Annotated in this window: 15 protein-coding genes; 10 read left to right on the top strand and 5 right to left on the bottom strand. The window is 44.6% G+C overall.

Annotation, left to right across the window (positions count from 1 at the left end; all coding sequences use genetic code 11):
* Nucleotides 1-29 precede the first annotated feature (29 nt).
* Nucleotides 30-785: a CPBP family intramembrane glutamic endopeptidase gene (locus tag LROSL1_RS10815; protein ID WP_178914563.1), complete on the top strand. Its 756-nt coding sequence runs from the start codon at nucleotides 30-32 to the stop codon at nucleotides 783-785.
* 363 nt (nucleotides 786-1,148) lie between these two features.
* Here the strand turns inward: LROSL1_RS10815 and LROSL1_RS10810 are convergent, their stop codons facing one another.
* Nucleotides 1,149-3,581 carry a Xaa-Pro dipeptidyl-peptidase gene (locus LROSL1_RS10810; RefSeq protein WP_178914562.1) on the bottom strand — a complete coding sequence of 811 codons (2,433 nt, stop codon included), beginning with the start codon at nucleotides 3,579-3,581 and terminating at the stop codon, nucleotides 1,149-1,151.
* A 471-nt stretch (nucleotides 3,582-4,052) separates the two neighbouring features.
* Between LROSL1_RS10810 and LROSL1_RS10805 the strand changes: the two genes are divergently transcribed.
* The 5 genes from LROSL1_RS10805 (at nucleotide 4,053) to LROSL1_RS10785 (ending at nucleotide 9,888) form a co-directional block, all read left to right on the top strand.
* The gene (locus tag LROSL1_RS10805) at nucleotides 4,053-5,678 is read left to right on the top strand and encodes a peptide ABC transporter substrate-binding protein (protein ID WP_178914561.1); all 1,626 of its coding nucleotides are present in this window, start codon (nucleotides 4,053-4,055) and stop codon (nucleotides 5,676-5,678) included.
* A gap of 404 nt (nucleotides 5,679-6,082) precedes the next feature.
* On the top strand, nucleotides 6,083-7,183 hold the full coding sequence (locus LROSL1_RS10800; RefSeq protein ID WP_017260477.1) for an ABC transporter ATP-binding protein: 1,101 nt from the start codon (nucleotides 6,083-6,085) through the stop codon (nucleotides 7,181-7,183).
* On the top strand, nucleotides 7,180-7,998 hold the full coding sequence (locus LROSL1_RS10795) for an ABC transporter permease (RefSeq protein ID WP_027827222.1): 819 nt from the start codon (nucleotides 7,180-7,182) through the stop codon (nucleotides 7,996-7,998). Before LROSL1_RS10800 ends, LROSL1_RS10795 begins: the two co-directional genes overlap by 4 nt.
* Nucleotides 7,988-8,812: an ABC transporter permease gene (locus LROSL1_RS10790; RefSeq protein WP_178914560.1), complete on the top strand. Its 825-nt coding sequence runs from the start codon at nucleotides 7,988-7,990 to the stop codon at nucleotides 8,810-8,812. Before LROSL1_RS10795 ends, LROSL1_RS10790 begins: the two co-directional genes overlap by 11 nt.
* Nucleotides 8,809-9,888, top strand: a complete 1,080-nt coding sequence (locus LROSL1_RS10785; protein WP_178914559.1) for an ABC transporter substrate-binding protein — start codon at nucleotides 8,809-8,811, stop codon at nucleotides 9,886-9,888. Before LROSL1_RS10790 ends, LROSL1_RS10785 begins: the two co-directional genes overlap by 4 nt.
* A 55-nt stretch (nucleotides 9,889-9,943) precedes the next feature.
* On the opposite strand, the gene LROSL1_RS10780 is transcribed toward LROSL1_RS10785, so the two are convergent.
* The 4 genes from LROSL1_RS10780 to LROSL1_RS10765 form a co-directional block, all read right to left on the bottom strand.
* A complete protein-coding gene (locus LROSL1_RS10780; RefSeq protein ID WP_178914558.1) occupies nucleotides 9,944-11,458 on the bottom strand; it encodes an Ig-like domain-containing protein in 1,515 nt (504 codons plus the stop codon).
* A gap of 21 nt (nucleotides 11,459-11,479) precedes the next feature.
* Nucleotides 11,480-12,514 (bottom strand): DUF916 and DUF3324 domain-containing protein, encoded by a 1,035-nt coding sequence (locus LROSL1_RS10775; RefSeq protein ID WP_178914557.1) that lies wholly within the window; start codon nucleotides 12,512-12,514, stop codon nucleotides 11,480-11,482.
* 101 nt (nucleotides 12,515-12,615) lie between these two features.
* Nucleotides 12,616-13,365: a WxL domain-containing protein gene (locus LROSL1_RS10770; RefSeq protein ID WP_178914556.1), complete on the bottom strand. Its 750-nt coding sequence runs from the start codon at nucleotides 13,363-13,365 to the stop codon at nucleotides 12,616-12,618.
* Between the two features lie 863 nt (nucleotides 13,366-14,228).
* The gene (locus LROSL1_RS10765) at nucleotides 14,229-15,620 is read right to left on the bottom strand and encodes an APC family permease (protein WP_017261422.1); all 1,392 of its coding nucleotides are present in this window, start codon (nucleotides 15,618-15,620) and stop codon (nucleotides 14,229-14,231) included.
* 468 nt (nucleotides 15,621-16,088) lie between these two features.
* Here LROSL1_RS10765 and LROSL1_RS10760 point away from each other — a divergent pair, with 468 nt between their 5' ends.
* The 4 genes from LROSL1_RS10760 to LROSL1_RS10745 all read left to right on the top strand — a co-directional run bounded on the left by LROSL1_RS10760 (nucleotide 16,089) and on the right by LROSL1_RS10745 (nucleotide 18,858).
* Nucleotides 16,089-16,646 carry a hypothetical protein gene (locus LROSL1_RS10760; RefSeq protein ID WP_017261423.1) on the top strand — a complete coding sequence of 186 codons (558 nt, stop codon included), beginning with the start codon at nucleotides 16,089-16,091 and terminating at the stop codon, nucleotides 16,644-16,646.
* A gap of 105 nt (nucleotides 16,647-16,751) precedes the next feature.
* On the top strand, nucleotides 16,752-17,189 hold the full coding sequence (locus tag LROSL1_RS10755; RefSeq protein WP_017261424.1) for a Fur family transcriptional regulator: 438 nt from the start codon (nucleotides 16,752-16,754) through the stop codon (nucleotides 17,187-17,189).
* Nucleotides 17,190-17,358: 169 nt separating this feature from the next.
* Nucleotides 17,359-17,835 (top strand): hypothetical protein, encoded by a 477-nt coding sequence (locus LROSL1_RS10750; protein WP_178914555.1) that lies wholly within the window; start codon nucleotides 17,359-17,361, stop codon nucleotides 17,833-17,835.
* A gap of 51 nt (nucleotides 17,836-17,886) precedes the next feature.
* On the top strand, nucleotides 17,887-18,858 hold the full coding sequence (locus LROSL1_RS10745) for a DUF6681 family protein (RefSeq protein WP_178914554.1): 972 nt from the start codon (nucleotides 17,887-17,889) through the stop codon (nucleotides 18,856-18,858).
* The last annotated feature ends 153 nt before the right edge of the window (nucleotides 18,859-19,011 follow it).

The following is a 19,011-nucleotide window of genomic DNA, read 5'->3' as shown; positions in this document are numbered from 1 at the left end:
AAATAGCGTTTAGTGAGGAGATGTTTACAATGCTCAAAAATAAATGGGTTCAATTGTTGGCGCCAGTTTTAGTTCTTTGGTTGGTGTTGGGAATTTCAAAATTTGCGGCAAGCCCACACTCGATTATGGGAGAAACGATGTGGGAAGTCATCCTTTTAGCTGGTCCGTTGCTACTGAATCTAGGGTGGATAAATCAACCGATTGGATTGACATCGACTCTTTCGCCGCATAAATTAATGTGGATCAACTGGTATGGCATTTTTCGCGCTTTGCTGGCAATCATGGTGATCGTTATTGCAATCAGAGATGGTCGTGTCACTGCCATCTTAAGAGCCTTTGTTTTAGCGATGTTTGTCGGCCTCACTGAAGAATATGTTTTTCGCGGTATGATATTGCCGTTAGCCATCAGGGCTTTTTCTGGAAAACATCAAATCTTTTTTGGCGTAATGGTTAGCAGTATATTATTTGGTTCGACGCACCTTTTCAATTTAACGCAACAATCATTGCTGGCAACATCAGAGCAAATGCTTTCTGCGACAGCTATAGGCGCCCTTCTTGCGGCAATATACCTGAGAACAGGAAATCTCTGGTTTGTCATCGTAACGCATGCGTTACAAGACTTTCCGGGCATAGCAGGTCCCAGTCAGGGCATGCAACTGGAGATGTCAGTGCTACCTTTGATGATTATTACGGCGGCATTCTTTATCTTTGCATGGTTATTGTTGCGAAAAACAAAAGTGAAAACAGTGGACTTGAAGCGACTTGGGCTGACTCCGATGATCTAGTTTTAAATTGCGGCGGCAGTAACATGGGCGTTAGATTCATATAAGAGAAAAAACAATCACACTTGAAGATTTTTACTTCAGGTGTGATCGTTTTGATAATGTATTTTATTTTGTAGTAGCGTTTATTTTTTGCGAATGCTTTTTGTCCACAGGCCACTGAAATGAGTGAAGTGGTCTGGTGACAGAGTTCCGTGAAAGTCATACTTGCTGGCGGAAACCAGCTAGTATGACGGGACGACTTCAGAGACGAGCGGGTTATGCGGCTCTGAATCGAGGTTGAAGACTCAGGGTTTGAGGGGCTGAGACCGGTCCCATGGAACGGCGTTGCCAGCCCGCGCAACGCAATCACAACACCGTACCGAATTAGTCCTTGAACGGAACATCCACAAAACTGTGATCCAAACTAATGGAGTATTGCAAATCTTGATTGCCGCGCACCGTCATCCCAAAGTCGGTTGCATAAACAACCAATCCCAGTTGATGACCGGCTAACAGTCGATGGAACGTTGGCTGGAGTTCAACGCTGACCTCGTAGAATTGATTTGGCTTTAGTTCATCGTTTTGCCAAGGATGCTCACGGTTTTGCAGGTTAATGTGGCCCTTGGTAATCATCTTAAATGCAGTCTTGTGACTGGCCAACATGAATTCTCGCAAACTATCTTCACGCCAGTGGTAGCCCAGGTCCAGACCGTGGGCATCAATCGTCGTTGGCGAAACATTGAAGCGTTTGGCTTCGCCGTAGTCAACCAACTGAAAACTCAGCATGCCTAACGGTTGGTTAACAGCGACTGCGGCGTGGACGATAACTTTACCATCAATGATTTTCGTATCATCGAACTGAGCAGATTTCATCAATAGTCGATTATTACTCAAGGCATTTTTATCAGCAGTTAAGAGTTCTTGTTCCCAAACATCATTATGCGCAGCGTATCGGTCAAACGTTTCTTCGGGAAGCTGATCGCTAAACGATTTGGCCCCGTGATTAGCAGGTGTCGCAACCAGTTCATCGTTTGCAAAATAGTAACGTGTTTTTGGCAGCGTCGGTTCTGACCAGTCTTTGTATGCCGTCCAGGTTTCTGGCGTGACATTGTCTTGAATAACGACATTTGGTAATTGTTCCTTAGCGCCGTTATCAACGTCGTAGAGTTCATGACTGAGCCAAAGATTCATCATGTCGGTATAGTCGATTGACCGGAAAGCGTTGATATAAATGTGCTGACCTTGGTGAAGAATAATTTTTTTGGTGACGGGTAAGTCACGTAATCCGTCCCACAAACGTTCCACGTTGCGTGGTTTAACGTTCCAGTCGTTTAAACCGTGAACCATTACGATATCGGCTTTAATGTTTTTAATGTTTTTGCGATAGTTTCGTTCATCCCAGAATGTATTGTAATTGCCGCTCTCACGGTCCATTTGTTCTTGCATTAACTTCATTTGTGCATCGAAGAATGGTTTGATGCCATGGTAATCAGCGGGTTTCATCATTCGACTGAATGTTTCAACGGCCAGAACGTCCGCATCCTCACCAGGGAAGCCACCTGGAGCAATCACCAACCCGTTGTCACGATAATAGTCGTACCAAGAGGAAATGGCAGCTTCTGAGATAATGGTCTTCAGACCGTCGACACCAGTCGTAGCAGCCGCAGTAGCTAGTGTGCCCAGGTAGGAGCGACCTGTCATGGCAATATTGCCATTGCACCACCAAGCCTTAATGGCAATATTATCAGTACGGTTGGTGAAGGCGCGCCGTGATCCGTTAAGCCACTCGATGATGGCAACAGTCGATTTTGTTTGTTCAACGGAACCACATGTTTGAACGCCATCGGAATCGACTGTGCCAATGCCCGCCGCGTATACAGCTGCAAAGCCACGGGCCAGGAAGTAGTCGTTTAATGTGTAACTTGCTTCGCGACCAAATGTTTCTTCGGTTGTTGTCGTCTCCCCGGCAATGGTGCGTTTGTCCGGCAAAGTTTGGTCAGTTTCGTGGTATTCAATGTCAGCATAGCTAGTATGATTGGGTTCTTTGGCTGTTAATGGCACGTTGACACTGTGCGTTTGTGCCTCGCCGGCTTCGTCGTTAATTCCTTGATTATAGGGGCTCGACGTATAGAGCGCTGGAACTTTTAAACCGTCGTTTGTTTCCCGTGGCCGGATAATCTCTGCCTTTAATAAATCGAGCTTGCCGTCATGATCGGAATCGACATCACTTTCGACATAGACCACTTCACGAATCAGATTGTTTTGATCAAACACTGGCTGTGCTTTCCCGTTAAAGAATAACGGCTTTTTGCTGGCAGGGAGGGCGTATAAACTAGTGAAGTAGCCATTGACGGCCAGTTTGTCTAAATATGTTTGCCCGTTTTTAGTATGTGTGGTTAATAACAGGTACCACGCAGCCAACACATCATCCTTAGACCATTCGTCATGGTCTGTGTGGTAAACCGGCAGTTGAATCTTAGCCATGGCAGCCAATGGATCGGTTAAGTCGTAGTCGACGGTTTCCAGGAAGTCTAACAATTGCAAGGCCACGCGATAGAAAATTGGCGCAGTCACAGGTTGTTCTAAATCCAACCAGTCGGCTAGGTTAGTCTCTGGGGTCGCTAAGTAGTTAGCCAGTTTGATGTCAAAATTACTACCAGTGGTGGCGTCCAAAAAGGCTTTGCGCAGTAACAAGCGGTATGTGAAGACACCATTTGTGGCGTTAGCAACGCTGGCATCGTAAAAGTTGATTGTCTGCATTTCACTGATTGCCGTTGTTAAATCGGTATCCAGACGAGCAAACTGATTATTTTTCATAATAAACTCCTTTATGTCTGCAAACCGATTTAGAGTGCATCACTTGATTTGCAAACTCAAACACAATTTAAAAATAATTATACCGCTTTCTTTCATGCGATAATGGCAGCAAAATGAGAAACTTTAGAAGAGAAAGTTTAGTTGACAAGGCTACTTATTTTCAGTAAGTTTATCAAGAAGGAATAACGGATGGAGGCTATCACATGTCATTCACGACAAAAACAGTCGAACACGTTTGTTGCACACAAGAACAGTGTGTTTGTTTTGTCGTGGATCAACGTGTGGTTAGTCAACAAGTCTAGTTATCGATAATCTTTGATGATAACAGCGGACCTGACCACAATGTTGGTTAGGTCCGCTTTTTTGTCAATAAGCTAAGGTTGGTGGCAAACGTGCGATGTTGGATTTGCGGGCTATGGAATAAGTAAGCATACATTGGGAGTCAAATTTAAATTAAACGGGGCGATAAAAGTGAAACACCTTAAACATTATCTTCGAACGGTTGCGTTAGTTTCGATTGCGACAGTTACGGCCATTACGTTAGCTGCCTGTGGTAATAAAAAGACCACCGCTAATAAAAATAATTTTCGCGTAGGTACCGTTGACGCCTTAGCGACGTTGAACAGTAGCCGTTACTCCGACATTAGTTCTGGTGAAGCCATCCAAAACGCAATTGAGGGGCTCTATAGGCTCAATCAAAAGGGCAAGCCTGTATTGGCTGGAGCAAAGTCCGTCACCGTGTCCAAAGATCAAAAGGTATATACATTTAAACTGCAGACAAATAAATGGACAAACGGCGATCCTGTAACAGCACAAAACTACGTCTACGCATGGCGGAAGCTTGCTGATCCGACGACGGGCTCTCCAAATTCGCAAAATATTGACCCATTGCAGAATGGTCAGGATGTCCGTTTGGGTAAGAAACCAATCACTGATTTAGGCGTAAAAGCCTTAAACAAGACGACGCTACAAGTTACATTAGCCAATCCAATCACTTACTTGAACGAATTGTTGGCCACCGCCCCATATGCGCCTCAAGACGAAGCCTATGTTAAGAAGCAAGGACAGGCCTACGGTACGAGCGCCGCTCATGCCATTTACAATGGTCCATTTAAGGTAACTGAGTGGACAGGAACAAACGATAAGTGGGCCTTCGTGAAGAACACGAAGTACTGGGACGCTAAGTCGGTTCACATTAATAAAATTTCGCTGACTACTGTTAAGTCGGAAAGTACCGCGGCAAACTTATATCAGTCCGGTAAGTTGGACTTTATCGACTTGGACAATGAATATGTTAAGCAGTATAAAGGTCGTGGCGGCTACCATGTTCGTAAGATTCCAGCAATTGGCTACTTAAACTTCAATACTAAGCGGGAAGCGACGGGCAATGTTCACATTCGCCGTGCCCTAGCTACTGGTTTCAATAAGACACAGTTAACAAAGAATGTTTTACAGGATGGGTCAACACCACTGAACGGGATTGTGCCAGCTAACTTTGTTAAAAACTCGGTCACCGGTGAAGATTTCCGCAAGTACAGCGGCAATTTAGTTCCGTATGACCGTGCCTATGCACAGAAGGAATTCAAAGAAGGGCTAAAGGAACTAGGCAAAAAGAGCCTGACGCTGGAATTCTTATCGGCAGATACGCCAGAAGCGAAAGCTGTCGCTGAGTTCATGCAAAGCTCTTATCAAAAGAACTTGCCGGGGCTGAAGATTTCCGTCCGCGAAGTACCATTGAAACAACGCTTGAATTTTGGTCACAATTATCAGTTTGATATTGTCTACGGTATTTGGAGTCCTGATTACCAAGATCCTTATCAATTTATCACGGATGGTGGAGCTTACCACTTGAATACGGACTACAAGAATCCAACGTATCTGAAGGATGTCGCAGACGCCAACTCGACGTATGCGACAAACCCAACCAAGCGTTGGGCGGCCTTGAAGGATGCTGAATATCAGATTGTTAAGAAGGACGCGTTCACTGCGCCGGTTTTCCAAGGTGCCTACGTTTATATGCAACGTCCGAGTGTTAAGGGACTAGCCATTGATCCAAACGGAACGGGATTGTTCTTCCGTGACGTGACGATCAAGTAATAGCAGATTTATAAAGTGCAATAACGGTTACGAATCGTTGTTGCACTTTTTTTTGTGTCGCTTGGAGTTTGCATTTGTGCTTTCGTCTTCGCTTACGGTTGTCAACAGTGACACGCTCTCCGTGGGACCGGTTCAGGCCTGAAAGACTGTGGTTTTCAGGCTCGAACCGGTCCCACGGGAGGTTTCAAAAGCAGCCAACCGTTAGCGGACTTTTATCCACCAAACGAGGAAACGATTGTAAGCGGTCCTAACGAACGCAATAAAAATAGGTAGTTTATTACAACCAAGTGACACTTCCACAAGCTAGGTAAATTTGCTAGTTATTTGGTGTTATTTCGGTTACTATTGAAACCAATGTAAACCGCATGAGAATGCAGATTTAATGGTGATGGAGGGACGTTAGATTGGCGAAAACCATTATTGAGTTTAAGGACATCGTAAAGCGTTACGGTGAGACCGAGGTGCTCAAGGGTATCAACTTTCAAATAGAACAGGGTAAGTTCTACACTTTGTTGGGCCCGTCTGGATGTGGGAAGACCACAATTTTACGTATTATTGCAGGATTCACGGATGCCTCTGAGGGCGACGTGATGTTTGACGGCAAACGGATTAATAATGTGCCAGCCAACAAACGGAAGGTAAATACGGTCTTTCAGGATTACGCGTTGTTTCCACATATGAATGTGTTTGACAACGTTGCGTTTCCATTGACGTTACGGAAGGTCAGCAAGAAAGACATTCGCACTCGCGTTTTAGATGCGTTAAAGATGGTCCAATTGTCCGGTTATGAGGACCGCGAAATTAATGAAATTTCTGGCGGTCAACAACAACGGGTTGCGATTGCCCGGGCCATTGTAAATGAGCCGGACGTATTGCTACTGGATGAACCGTTATCCGCTTTGGATATGAAGCTGCGTAAGGAAATGCAGTACGAATTGAGAGCATTGCAGCAACGATTAGGGATTACGTTTATTTTTGTGACTCATGATCAGGAAGAAGCACTAGCCATGAGTGATGAAATTTTCGTCATGAATGCGGGACAAGTGTTGCAAACTGGCTCACCGGTCGATATTTATGACGAACCGATCAACCATTTTGTGGCTGATTTTATTGGTGAAAGTAATATTGTGCGTGGCCATATGGTTGCTGATTACCTGGTTTCGTTTGCTGGGCATGAATTTAAGTGTGTGGACGCTGGGATGCGACCAAACGAACCGGTTGAAGTGGTTATCCGGCCAGAAGACTTGGATATCACAACGGTGGCCAAGGGGTCACTGACAATGACAGTGGATACACAATTGTTCCGTGGTGTGTTCTTTGAAATCACGGGTCACGACGATACTGGTAATAGTTGGCGGATTCGCTCCATTCATCGCACAGAAGTGGGTGCTCAGGTTGGTGTGTTCTTCGATCCTGAGGATATCCATGTGATGCGGTTTAACGAATCTGAGGAAGATTTTGATGCCCGTTTGGAAACGTATGAAGGGGAGGAATCTGATCGGTGAAACAAGGCAAACTGTTCTACTACATTCCGTACGGCTTGTGGATTGCACTGTTTGTCATTGCACCAGTCGTACTGATTGTTTATCAATCATTTTTTAATATTGCGGGGCACTTCACCCTAAGCAACTACGCGACGTATTTTCATTCAGGTGTTTATCTGAAGATGACGTTTAATTCTGTCTGGTATGCGTTTTTGATTACGGCGATTACGCTACTGATCAGTTATCCAACGGCGTATCTGTTGAATCAATTAAAGCATAAGCAATTATGGTTACTGCTAATTATTTTGCCGACGTGGATTAACTTACTGTTAAAGACGTATGCCTTTATTGGGTTACTATCACGTAGTGGCTCAGTGGACAGCTTTTTGACATTTATCGGTATCGGACCTAAACAACTGCTGTTTACCGATGCGAGTTTTCTATTTGTCGCAACCTATATTGAGATTCCGTTTATGATTCTGCCCATTTATAATGCCATTGCGGAATTGAGCCCGTCCTATGTCAACGCTAGTCGGGACTTGGGTGCCAGTGGCTGGCAAACGTTCAGCCGGGTAATCTTTCCATTAACGCTGGATGGGGTGAAATCCGGGGTTCAGTCCGTTTTCATTCCATCGTTATCACTCTTCATGATTACGCGCCTAATCGGTGGTAACCGAGTCATTACCCTGGGGACCGCCATTGAACAACATTTCCTGGTGACACAGAACTGGGGAATGGGTTCGACAATCGGGGTCATCTTGATTGTGGCAATGGTGATTACGATGTTGCTAACCGGCGAACGCAAAAAGAAGGGGAGGACACGTCATGCAAAGTAAACTGTCTGGCTGGTCCAAAGCCTACCTCATCATTGTATTTATCATTTTATATGCGCCAATTTTATTTTTAGTCATGTATTCCTTTAGTAAAGGCAATACGATGAGCAATTTTCATGGCTTTACGTTTGACCATTACCAAACGTTGTTCCATGACCCACGGTTGATTCAAATTGTGTTAGACACACTGATTGTAGCGTTGCTGTCTTCACTGTTTGCGACAATCATCGGTACGGCTGGTGCGCTGCGTGTGTATGAAACGCGCCACCGTGCGATCCGCCAGACTGTCCTTTCATTGAATAACATTCTGATGGTTTCGCCTGACGTTATTATCGGGGCCAGTTTCCTGATTTTCTTCACGATGTTAGGGTTGCGATTGGGTTTTATCTCAGTGTTGCTGAGTCATATTGCCTTTTCGATTCCAATCGTTGTGTTGTTGGTTTTGCCCAAGCTGAATGAAATGAATGCGTCTATGATCGATGCCGCGGCTGATCTGGGTGCTAATCCTTGGCAAACGTTGACGCGGGTGATTTTGCCAGCAATCATGCCTGGTATCTTTTCCGGTTTCTTCATGGCTGTAACGTATTCGCTGGATGACTTCGCGGTTACGTTCTTTGTCACTGGAAATGGTTTCTCAACGTTGTCTGTGGAAATTTACTCACGTGCTCGGCAAGGGGTCGATCTGGAAATCAACGCATTGTCAGCGCTGTGGTTCCTAGTTTCACTGCTACTGATTGCGGGGTACTATTTCCTGGAACAGTACAATCAGGGCCGCAAAACCAAGAACCGTCAACAAGTTGAGGCGGTGATCAAATGAAGCGATTAGTTAGTTTGGTTGTTGTTATCTTAGCGGTCAGTTTGGGACTTGGTCTGACTGCGCATCATTTACAGCGTGTTGAAGGGGTCGTTGGTTCTGGCAACAACGTGCTAAACTTATACAACTGGGGGGATTACATCGATCCAGCGTTGATAACGAAGTTTGAGCACGAAACAGGTTATCATGTTTCCTACCAAACATTTGATAGTAATGAATCCATGTACACAAAAATCAAACAGGGTGGCACGTCATATGATCTGACGGTTCCAAGCGAGTACATGGTTCAGCGAATGAAGGCTGATCATTTACTCAGGCCATTGGACAAGAACCGATTAACGGGTATGAACAACATTTCGACGCAGTTTAAAAACCTGTCTTTTGATCCTCATAATGAATATTCAGTGCCTTATTTCTGGGGTACACTGGGGATTGTTTACAATGATAAGTTTGTCAAAAAGGGTGAATTGACGACCTGGGACGATTTATGGAAGCCACAGTTTAAGGACAACATCATGTTAGTCGATTCTTCCCGTGATATTTTAGGACTGTCACTGATGTCACAAGGACACTCAGCTAATACGCATGATCAAGCCCAGCTGGACGAAGCGGAGCAGAAGCTCACGAAGCTAACGCCCAATGTTAAGGCTGTGCTCGATGATGAAATCATGATGTACATGGAGCAAAATGAGTCAGCAGTTGCCGTAACATATTCTGGCAATGCGGCCGAGATGATCAGTAATAATAGTCATCTTCATTACGTCATTCCGAAGCCAAGTACCAATCTGTGGATCGATAACCTGGTTATTCCGAAGACGGCCAAACATTTGAAGGCCGCTTACGCTTTCATTAATTTTATGAACCGTCCAGAAAACGCTAAACAGAATGCAGAGTACGTGGGCTACTCAACACCTAATGCACCAGCGGAACAGTTATTGCCTGCGGATGTTCGTCAGGACAAGGAGTTTTATCCAAGTGCTAGTGTCATCAAAGATACACAGGTATACCAAGACCTTGGTGTTAAGGAAACAGGTACGTATAATGATTTGTTCTTGCAATTTAAGATGTTTAGAAAGTAAGTGAAACAGGCTTGTGGATTTTTTTCCACAAGCCTGTTTTTTTGCGAGGCACTATTTATTTAGCAGCATTCGCCTTCGGAACATCCGCTAGTGTCCAAGAAATGGTGGCAGAATAATGACCGCTGTCAGCCGCGTGGGTAGGGTCAATTGTGAGTGTACTACCAGATAAAGAACTGTGAACGTTTGTGTTCGGTGTTGTGGCATTAATGACTGAAACTGGTTGGTCATCATCCTTTAAAATAGCCAAAGATTTATTTTGGTCATTAATCAAATTCAGACTAATACCACCTTTGTTGCCGATTGGTTGACGTGTAGCCGTGTTTGCAAAAGTAGCCATCGCGGCTGTGAGCGACCAACCAGTACTGTGGACCCGCGGATCATAAATGGATAGTAATTGTTGATTATTGCCATCATAAGTTAACGATGTCCCTTGGGAGACGTTACTAACTGATCCTAGTGTCACGCCTTGAGCAATGTTATTTACGGTGAGTGGTGTGCTATCAGTCTTACTGAACGTAAAGTTGGGGATAGCATCTAGCGTTAATTGACCACCGGGATTCACAAACAGACGTGCTTTATTTGTATTCGTTTGCTGGTCAGCTCCACTGAACCCGATAACTGCGTAATACTGTGTTTGAGTCTGTGCAGCGCTAGTGTTTTTGACCGTCAACATACCATTTTGCATGCCATCTGGAGATGCTGAAATACTTGCGTTTGGTCCGTTAGTGATGGGCTTGTCGGATCCATGAGGCGGTATTTGATGCCATCCGACGACATAGGCCGATTTAGGAAATCCTTTGATGATGAAAGAAGCGTCTGATCCTTCATTAACAAGTTTGTCCTGCAACGCTCCGATGTAAACAACGGTGCTAGCGGTAATGCCGTTTGAAGTGGTGGCGGTAACCGTTACCTTGCCATATTGATTCAAATCTGAGGTTGCGGTTAGCTTACCAGTCGTGGCGTCGATGGTGGCTAACTGTGAATTATCAACAGACCATTTGATTGAATCCGTTGCATTAGCTGGCGTTAGCGTTGCCAGAATGTTTTCTGAATTACCGTTTGGGAGGGTATCGCTTTCGCCGGCAATAGATAAAGCAGTAGCATGCACGTCCTGCGGGGAAATTGTTACCTTGGCAACTTTGGACCAATAGATCGGATTAGCTAAAAATCCGTGAATTGTCACTGAAATTTGATAATAAAATGTAGACACGTGATCAACGTGTTGCTGAGTTTTAAGGCTGCCTGACAACGCGTTGCCATCTTCCTGTGCTTTTTTCCAGTTTTTTCCGTCTTCACTAATATACCAAGATGCTGTTATGTTATCGGTCCAAGGATCAAAAAGAGACTTAATGGCTGTAAACGAAAGTTGATAGTCTTTGTCTGAAACGGTGTTCAGACTGAGGGGTTGTTGCGTGAAACCACCGACAAGCACAAATCTACCAACTGAAAATGGATCCGCGCTGGGGGCACTCTTGGGGACAACGTTGTCGTCTGCGTGACCAGTAAAGGGGAACAATAGTGACACCAATATGAACATGATGATACTTAACCACACACGTTTAAACTTCATGTTAATTTACAGTCCTTATCCTTACTTTTTCGGGTGGCGACGACTGCCCACAAGATAGCCAACAATTATGAGAATGAGCGCGCCCAGTACGCCAAGCAAAATGTATAGCCAAGTCCAGTTGTGTTGAACGGTCACATGCTGATTGACTTGATGCGCTGTCTGGCGGGTAACTGTGAAGTGGCGGCTTAAATGCCAAATGTGTTTGCCTGATTTAGCGGTGAGCTTAAACGTGTAGTGACCTGGTTTTAACCGGTGTTTTGTAACCGGGACACCAAAATTAAAACTTGTTAGCGGTGCCATTGCATAATGTTTCTTTGTGGTTTCGTATAGTAAATGCGAATTACCACGGCGATACACCTTTCCTGTGACAGTCATTTCACCAAACATAACTGGCTGCGTATTAGCTACATTGGCGGTCACCTGTGATTGATAATGGTTTGTGCTTGTTTTGATTTGGATCAACTTTAAATCTGGGGCTAGTGACAGCGAGTCCGTTTGTTGCAAATTAACGCCTAGCGTCATGGCGTAACGGTTATTAATGCGAAAGTTTTTACCACTGGATGGGTGTTGCGCATGCTTGTCCGTTACGTAAAAGGCGCCGACGATTTGACCCTTAAGCTGTTTTGCCGGTGTTTTAAGGACAAATGTTACTGGTTTGGCTTCGTGTGCGTGAAGTTCCACATTGACACCAGTGCTGATTAAATCCGTAAAATTATTATGTCCTGTGGGTTGCCGATTCTTATTAGGACTGTAGCTGATCTGACCGTTATCGCCTGTCCACGCATTTGTAGGTGTGACACTTAATGTGCGTGCTTGCGATGAAGTGTTAGCGACAATTAGTGTCAACCGTTGCTCTAATGATGGGTGAACCTTTAGATCGAAGTAGCTGACACTTTTGTCGAGTTGGTTGTCTGGAATTTCTGCACGGATGGTAAAACCGGCGCCATTGCTGTTAGATGCTGCATTGACTGACGGCAGCGATAGTATGAGAACGGTGAATAATGAAGCAAGTAATAATCCGAAATAATGTGTTCGATTGGAGGATAAACCGGACATACAAACACTCCTTTAATATAGTTGGCATTGCACTGAAACCCGTTTTGTCTGTGGACAAAACGGGCACGGTGAGTTGTTTAAGAGGTAGTGTAAATGAATGGTTAGGCTTTTGGCGCGTTGGCAGTAGGTACGTTAACCAAATTCCAGTATAAAGTGCCTTGATAAACACCTGTTGCAACATTGGTTTGCTTGCTAATGGTGAGGCTAGCGCTCTTGGTATCTGCGTAAAGGGCTTCATTGAATCCCTGACCAGTGTTCTTGGCTGCTGTCCAAATGGCGGTTTCTTGAGTGCCAGTGCCGTTATCATTTGCTGAGGAAGCAGTCAGTGTGACCGCATCTGGTTTGGCAACGTCGCTATCGCCCTTTGAACTAGTTGCATTCAGTGCCAGTTTTGCATTGGCAATGGTGTCGGAACTTTTAGTGTTTTTGAATTGCCCCAGTGAGGTCATCAACTTCCAGCCATTATTTGAGCCAGTATAGTCGGCAATGTCAAGTTTACCGTTGTTGTTACCATCAAAATTATTGGCACTGTTCACGGTGTTATCGGTGTAGTTGACAGTGACATCACCATTGATAATGTCTGCGACTTTGGCGGTTGACAAATTTAGGTTAGGCACATGGTCAAGCGTTAAATCGCCAGGCTTAACTTCGAATTGTGCGGTTGAGTGGGCCGAAGCATTACTGATGCCATCAGCAATAAATCCTTGACCAACAGTCGTGACATTAGTGATGTTATTTGCGGCAGTGCCTGGGCCATGGCTGTTGTCTGCCCCACGATCCGCACTTGCTGTGGCAGTGCTAAGCGTTAGCACTGCGAGGGTTGAAAAGAAGAATAGAGTTACCTTATGCATGATCGATACATCCTCCGTTTGATTTGCTGTGATGGTTCTTTAACCATTAGAAATCACTATTTTGAACCACCAATTAGTGTCACTACGTAATTGAGGCGCAAAATAATCAACTTTTTTTGTAATGCTAGTATAGTGAGCAACTTAGAACGCTTCAAATGAGGGGACAAAGTGATATTGATGAGAACACAGTCATTAAATTTGCTTTCATTTGTTTTTTGACAAACAAAAACGCAGGCTTCTATGGTGAAGTCTGCGTTCCAATTGATGACAGAATAATGTGAAAAATGTTTGTTAAATGGCTTTACATCAGCTTTTATAAATAAAAAAATTGTCGTTTATTTATTTTGTAATTTGCTGGCTTGATTATCACCGGCGAATACATTTGGATGATGGCTGGCGCTTACGGTTGTCAACATTGACACACTCGCCGTGGGACCGGCTCAAGCCCGAAGTTCATGGTCTTGCACCTCGTCGCAAAGCCTCGTGAAGACCGCGAGTCCCTGCGACCGTCCGTAACCTAAATTCGGAAACCCACCGAATTAACGTTACCTTCACGGCTCGGTATCAATGTTGCCACCCTCCAGCTCACATAGCAGCCAGTTTAAGAAGATATCATTCAAGGGCAAACGGTGTTTACAATGGTTTACTGATTTGTGAAAGTAGTGGAGCTGACGGGAAACAGAGTTCCGTGTGGGCAACACTTGGCGGCGAGAATTTGGCCGCTTAGTGTTGCGGGATGACTTATGAGACGTGGATTTCGGCTCATAATCAAGGACGAAAACCGTGACTTGTGCGGGTTGAGACCGGTCCTCATGGAACGGCGTTTCCGGTCAGTGTAACGGCATTAAGCTGTTGAGACTATGTTATTTGTTCACTAATTTGCTGTGACGAATCCCGTAGCTGAAGTAAATGAGCATCCCGAACGCAAACCAGATCAAGGAAGCAACCCAAGTTTCCAGTGGCAACCGGAAAAGCAACAACATGCAGGCCAAGCCGGAAATAATCGGTAAGACCGGATACCAAGGGACACGGAAGCCGTCTGTGTGATTGATATCCTTTCGGCGACGAAGTGGGATGACGCCGAATGAGACAAAGGTGAAAGCAATCAGCGTTCCGATATTAACCAAGTTTGTCAGCTGTTCTAGTGGTACTAAACCAGCCATGATTGCGATAAGCACGGTGACCGTTGTCAAACTAGCAGTTGGATTACCACTTTTTTTGTTAACGTTGCCCAGCCATTTGGGCAGAAGGCCATCACGACCAATGGAGTAAACGAGCCGTGAAGAAGAGTAGATCATGGCTAGCATCATCGTGAACATACCGGCAAGCGCACCTATTGAAACGAGGGCAGCACCCCAGTTTTGCCCAACTTGTTGCAGAGCAAACGCAACTGGGTCAGCAACGTTTAAACGTTTGTAAGAAACTAGACCAGTTAAAACAACGGAGACAGCAATATATAGAATAGAAGCGACAATTAACGTGCCAATAATACCGATTGGCATATTTCGTTTGGGATTCTTAACTTCGGCAGCGGATGCAGCGACCACGTCAAAACCTAAGAAAGCGAAGAATACAGCTGAAGCACCGGCAAGCACGCCACCTTTATATGGAAAGAATGGGTGCCAGTTGGCCGGTTTTACATAGAATAGACCAACTAGTACGAAGATTAGGATGATGACAATTTTAACGGCAACCATAATGTTTTGAACGCGTGTCGACGTTTTCATACCATTGCTGAGCAGCCAGGCAACGAACAGAACAATGAGGACGGCGACAAGGTTAATGTAAGTGCCGTGGGCCGGATCAAACGCACCGGACAATGCGGTTGGCATGTGGATGCCAAAACCTGAAATCAACGAGTTGAAGTAGGCGGCCCAGCCTGTGGACACGGCAGCCACAGACAGCATGTATTCTAGAACTAACGCCCAGCCGAGAATCCAACCAATGAACTGACCATAGACCACATTACCGTAAGAATAGGCCGAGCCAGCGATTGGCAGGGCGGATGAAAATTCAGCGTAACACATGGCGGCTAGGCCACAAACGATGGCGGCGACCACGAAAGATAAAATAATGGCCGGGCCGGATTTAGTTGCGGCGACTGTTCCAGGCAGAATGAAGATCCCGGTACCAATTACGGCACCAATTCCGAGTGCAACAAGATCCCAAGCGGACATTGATTTGATTAGCCGGCTGTCAGCATCAATATAGTTATCCAGTGATTCTTTCTTTAACATTTTGTCTAATATGGACATGGCGGTTCTCCTTTTTAATAAAAAACTGGTATTTTCAGCCCCTCGCCGAAAACACCAGTTGATTAATGCCAATCTCAAATAGATTGCCACAAAAAAACCGTTTGGACGAAGGTGGTACAATCATCCAAACGGTATGAGTTCATTTTAAATAAACGTTAGCCGAATGGATGCAAACCGGAAGTTTACCGTGCTTGCATCCAACAGTCGATGCAAGCACTAGCCAAACAGACTAAACGCGAATGCGTATGTGTTGTGAGTTAGTGATTGTGTCATAAACGTTCTCCTTGAAGTATGAGAAATATTCTCATTTGATGACCATAACTATAACGATTTTTTTAGACGTCGTCAACCGTTAATTTTTAAAGCAAAAACGACGGATGAACCTAATGTTTCGATTATGGAGCGTTTTTAAACTCTGCGCTGATGGTGTAAACTTAACATCTGTGAGAAATTGAACGGAGGAAAACCATGAAGAAACGTGTCTTTGTCATTACCGGAGCAACCGGCACTGGCAAAACCACCGTCAGTGATTATTTGCGTGATTATTATCATATGCCTAAGGTAATCACACATACAACGCGCCCACCCCGAAAGGGCGAAATGAACGGTGTCGATTATTATTTTGAAGATGATACATCGTTTGATAAGAACCATTATTTAGAGCAAGTTGCTTATTCAGGTTACCGCTACGGCTCTTCCCATGAGGGGATCGATGCTGGGTTTGAGAAAAATCCTTACATCACGATCGTCTTAGATACGAAGGGTGCCATCACTTATGCAAAAGAACTCGGTGATGAAGCGGTCATTATTTTCTTAACTGTTAGTCAGAATGAAGATTTGATTGATCGAATGACCAAACGTGGGGATGACACGGTGATGCTACAGGAACGGCTGGATAGTCCAGAGTATCGGCGTGATCTGACCTTGCCGGCGGAATTAAAGAATGTAGCACATGTCATTGTAAATGATGACCTGGATTCAACAAAGAAAAAGATCGATACCTTGGTCACTGAAATCTTGAACTAGAAACTACTGTTTTGCAGGATTTTCTGTTACACTACTTAATAGTAATCGTTACTTTTTAATAACAATACAGATTAAAACTGTTATCAATGTACTGGAGGTCTTACCATGGCAGAAGATGTGAATACCGCGGTTGAAGTTTTGCAGAAACATCATCTGAAAATCACTAAACAACGGCGAACGATGTTATCGTTTTTGTGCCAACGTCCAGATCATTATACGGATGTGACGAGTTTGGATGCCTATATGCGGGACTTTTATCCAGGAATGAGTCATGCGACCATTTATCGGAACGTCAAGGAGTTTGAAGACCTCGGCTTGGTTGAGCAACAGGTGAACGGTGACCAAGCGCGTATTAAGTTCCAGTGTGACTTTGCCAATATGCACCATCATCACTTTATCTGTCGTAATTGTGGAAAAGTGACCGAATTGACCATGTGTCCAATGGACTTTTTTGCCAACCAGTTGCCAGGCGCACAAATTGAAGGCCATCGTTTTGAAATGTATGGCCTGTGTGCGGACTGTGTCGCTGCTGGTGCAGAATGACATTGGTCCAAATCAAACAAAACGAAAATCTTAAGTTCCATGTAAATCGAACCCGCCGACGTTTAACGCTGACGGGTTTTGTCTATACTATATGGTTGAATTGGTCTAGCAGCCAATGAACAAAAGATTTCGTTTTAATGACTAAGCTTTTATAAATAAGGAGTTAGCTATGGATCATCGAATTCCGCCGTTTGTGACCCCCGTTGCTGTTGTGTCGATTATTTTGGCGCTGTCCGCAACTAATATTGTGGTTAACAAAGTGACGAACACGTCTGAAGGGGCGCCGGTCACAAGAACGGTAACTAATTCATCTGGCAGTTCGGTTCAATCGTCGGATGATTCTAAAAAAGATAATAATTCAAGTTCAAATAGTGAAAGTTCCAAGACTGACAGCACTACTGACGAAAGCTCTAGCAGCCAAACCACTGATGAGTCGACGCCAAGCACAACGACGAAGAGCAATAGCACGGCTGACAGCAATGATGTTGGTACCACAACCCGTCAAAGTAGCTCATCGGCCACTGAATCCAGTGCAGCTAGTTCTTCTACGACAGCCAATTCTACGAACAACAATAGTGCTGCAACGGGCAATACGGGTGCTAATACAGGCTCGTCTACCGCGACAACTACATCAAGCAGTCAATAAAAGGTTATTTTTGACTCAGTAACTCTCATGAATAAGTAAGTAGGTGACAACATGCTTAGTTTGCTCGACATGGCAAACCATTTTCTTGGTTATTTTAATGTCAACACAACGTTAAAGGGACGCATTTACACCATCTTGGGCTTTTTTGGCGATTGGTATTTGCTCTACATTGGGATTCGGTTTATTCAAAACCAGGGTTACCTGCGTGGCGCTTTGCTCATCTTGGTCTTCTTTGCCCTGATGTACTTTACACTGGTTAACTTTTTCTTTTATTTTCTCAAACGTCGGTTTGTACTCGACCCGTCCGAAAAGATTGCTGCCTTGTTGGGCGATGAACGTTTAAAAGAACAGGAAAGTCGTTTCAATGAGCATGATCGGTATGATCATTTTGCGCCCGCGACGGGGCTGTATGATGAAAAACAAGTGATTCCTGCTAAAGTTGAGCTGAATGGTACCAATCATAAGAACTTGGCTCAGATTGCCGCACAGTTACAGGCGGCTAATCTGTTACCTCAAGATTATGAAGGCCATAGTGACCAAGAAGTTTTGAACCAAGCTAAAGAGACCAATAAGCCAGTGTTTGCGATTGGTGAAGGGACACCGTTACCTTATTTTGATCTGCGAGAACAGGACGGTCATTTTGTAGTCTATGCGGGGATGAATCAGATGACGGCACTGCCAGTCGGTCGGGTAACACGGGTCGGCTTGTCGGACATTAAGCAAGCACATGAGCAGTTCAAACTATTTTTAGCCACCGCTGTTTTGCAAGGTGGGGTAGCTAAATCAGCTGGGCGTTCCGGCGTCATCGAGAGACGTTTGCCGTACACGGTCAAAGTTGAGGTTGCTTTCAGTGAAAAGAATTCGGCTTCCAATGCGACGAGTCAGAATTCGTCTGCCTTTTCTGAAAGTCAGACGTCTACCGAGGACCCAATGCGGTCTTTTGCAAAGTCCGCTGAAAATTTAGATTCAGTTAACAACAGTTTGTCAAATAAAACGCCTCAAAATCGTCGAGAAAATCGATAATTTTGAGAGATTAGATTATCAATAAGAAAATATCGTGAAAACGGGCGTGTCGGAGCACAGTAGCTTTGACACGCCCTCTTATTAGGGTCTAAACTTAGTTAATGACCTTGAGAATTACACAACTTGTAATTCAACAGTTTAGGTTGAGATTAT

It is taken from the genome of Furfurilactobacillus rossiae, assembly GCF_013394005.1.
Taxonomy (GTDB): Bacteria; Bacillota; Bacilli; order Lactobacillales; family Lactobacillaceae; genus Furfurilactobacillus; species Furfurilactobacillus rossiae.
The sequence above is the reverse complement of the archived record's forward strand: the minus strand, read 5'-3'. Positions and strand labels throughout refer to the sequence as shown.